The 3,119-nt window shown below is 50.2% G+C and carries 1 rRNA gene; it reads right to left on the bottom strand.

Annotated features, from left to right (window positions below):
• Positions 1-48 precede the first annotated feature (48 nt).
• Positions 49-2,959: ribosomal RNA gene (locus AC1Z3K_RS18545) — 23S ribosomal RNA — on the bottom strand.
• Between the last annotated feature and the right edge of the window lie 160 nt (positions 2,960-3,119).

Raw genomic sequence — 3,119 nt, 5'->3', positions numbered from 1 at the left:
TCTTCAACACAGTCATTCCGAAAAACATTTTCTTACTCTTCCAATTCTTTGGTTAAGTCCTCGACCGATTAGTATTGGTCCGCTCCAACCATCACTGGCCTTCCACTTCCAACCTATCTACCTGATCATCTCTCAGGGGTCTTACTTTCTTAAAGAAATGGGAAATCTCATCTTGAGGTGGGCTTCACACTTAGATGCTTTCAGCGTTTATCCCTTCCCTACATAGCTACCCAGCGATGCGCCTGGCGGCACAACTGGTACACCAGCGGTAAGTCCATCCCGGTCCTCTCGTACTAAGGACAGCTCCTCTCAAATTTCCAACGCCCGCGACGGATAGGGACCGAACTGTCTCACGACGTTCTGAACCCAGCTCGCGTGCCGCTTTAATGGGCGAACAGCCCAACCCTTGGGACCGACTACAGCCCCAGGATGCGACGAGCCGACATCGAGGTGCCAAACCTCCCCGTCGATGTGGACTCTTGGGGGAGATAAGCCTGTTATCCCCAGGGTAGCTTTTATCCGTTGAGCGATGGCCCTTCCATGCGGAACCACCGGATCACTAAGCCCGACTTTCGTCCCTGCTCGACTTGTAGGTCTCGCAGTCAAGCTCCCTTCTGCCTTTACACTCTGCGAATGATTTCCAACCATTCTGAGGGAACCTTTGGGCGCCTCCGTTACCTTTTAGGAGGCGACCGCCCCAGTCAAACTGCCCATCTGACACTGTCTCCCACCCCGATTAGGGGTGCGGGTTAGAGGGTTCATAACACAAGGGTAGTATCCCACCAGCGCCTCCATCGAAACTAGCGTCCCGATTTCTTCGGCTCCTACCTATCCTGTACATGTGGTACAAACACTCAATATCAAATTGCAGTAAAGCTCCATGGGGTCTTTCCGTCCTGTCGCGGGTAACCTGCATCTTCACAGGTACTAAAATTTCACCGAGTCTCTCGTTGAGACAGTGCCCAAATCGTTACGCCTTTCGTGCGGGTCGGAACTTACCCGACAAGGAATTTCGCTACCTTAGGACCGTTATAGTTACGGCCGCCGTTTACTGGGGCTTCAATTCTGAGCTTCGCCGAAGCTAACCCATCCTCTTAACCTTCCAGCACCGGGCAGGCGTCAGCCCCTATACTTCATCTTACGATTTTGCAGAGACCTGTGTTTTTGATAAACAGTCGCTTGGGCCTATTCACTGCGGCTGACCGAAGTCAGCACCCCTTCTCCCGAAGTTACGGGGTCATTTTGCCGAGTTCCTTAACGAGAGTTCGCTCGCTCACCTTAGGATACTCTCCTCGACTACCTGTGTCGGTTTACGGTACGGGCAGTTGTTTTCTCACTAGAAGCTTTTCTTGGCAGTGTGACATCAGGAACTTCGGTACTATTATTTCCCTCCCCATCACAACTTGTCCTTAAAGAAGTAAGCATTTGACTCACCTCAAGACTCATTGCTTGGACGTGCTCTTCCAATCGCACATTTCCTTAGCCTACTGCGTCCCTCCATTGCTCAAACAAAAACAACTGGTACAGGAATATCAACCTGTTGTCCATCGCCTACGCCTTTCGGCCTCGGCTTAGGTCCCGACTAACCCTGGGCGGACGAGCCTTCCCCAGGAAACCTTAGTCATACGGTGGACGGGATTCTCACCCGTCTTTCGCTACTCATACCGGCATTCTCACTTCTAAGCGCTCCAGCCGTCCTCACGATCGACCTTCAACGCCCTTAGAACGCTCTCCTACCATGACACCAAAGGTGTCATCCACAGCTTCGGTAAACTATTTAGCCCCGGTACATTTTCGGCGCAGGGTCACTCGACTAGTGAGCTATTACGCACTCTTTAAATGGTGGCTGCTTCTAAGCCAACATCCTAGTTGTCTGTGCAACCCCACATCCTTTTCCACTTAATAGTTATTTTGGGACCTTAGCTGGTGGTCTGGGCTGTTTCCCTTTCGACTACGGATCTTATCACTCGCAGTCTGACTCCCGGATATAAATGAATGGCATTCGGAGTTTATCTGAATTCGGTAACCCGAGATGGGCCCCTAGTCCAAACAGTGCTCTACCTCCATCATTCTCAATTCCGAGGCTAGCCCTAAAGCTATTTCGGAGAGAACCAGCTATCTCCAAGTTCGTTTGGAATTTCTCCGCTACCCACACCTCATCCCCGCACTTTTCAACGTACGTGGGTTCGGTCCTCCAGTGCGTTTTACCGCACCTTCAACCTGGACATGGGTAGATCACATGGTTTCGGGTCTACGACCACATACTCTATCGCCCTATTCAGACTCGCTTTCGCTGCGGCTCCGTCTCTTCAACTTAACCTCGCATGTAATCGTAACTCGCCGGTTCATTCTACAAAAGGCACGCCATCACCCATTAACGGGCTTTGACTTGTTGTAGGCACACGGTTTCAGGATCTATTTCACTCCCCTTCCGGGGTGCTTTTCACCTTTCCCTCACGGTACTGGTTCACTATCGGTCACTAGGGAGTATTTAGCCTTGCGGGATGGTCCCCGCGGATTCCGACGGAATTTCACGTGTTCCGCCGTACTCAGGATCCTCCTAGGTGTTGCCAAAATTTCGTCTACGGGACTTTCACCCTCTTCGGCGAACCTTTCCAGGTTCTTCGACTATCCTGACAGACTACCATATTGGAGTCCTACAACCCCAACAAGCAAGCTTGTTGGTTTGGGCTCTTCCCGTTTCGCTCGCCGCTACTCAGGGAATCGAATTTTCTTTCTCTTCCTGCAGGTACTTAGATGTTTCAGTTCTCTGCGTCTACCTCTAATCAGCTATGTATTCACTGAAAAGTAACATCCTATAAAAGATGCTGGGTTTCCCCATTCGGAAATCTCTGGATCATAGCTTACTTACAGCTCCCCAAAGCATATCGGAGTTAGTCCCGTCCTTCATCGGCTCCTAGTGCCAAGGCATCCACCGTGCGCCCTTATTCACTTAACCTTATCAACCTTACGGTTGGGTTTTGACTCGTTTTCCTAGCGATAGGAACGTCATCAAGAAAAAATAAGCTATCGAACAATTTTAAAAAACTCTTCAACGCGGTGTTCTCGGTTTGTTTGTGTTGTTGATTTTCTTTCTATCCAGTTTTCAATGAACAAAT

Source organism: Enterococcus sp. LJL128, assembly GCF_056924295.1.
This window is presented reverse-complemented; position numbering and strand designations above follow the sequence as displayed.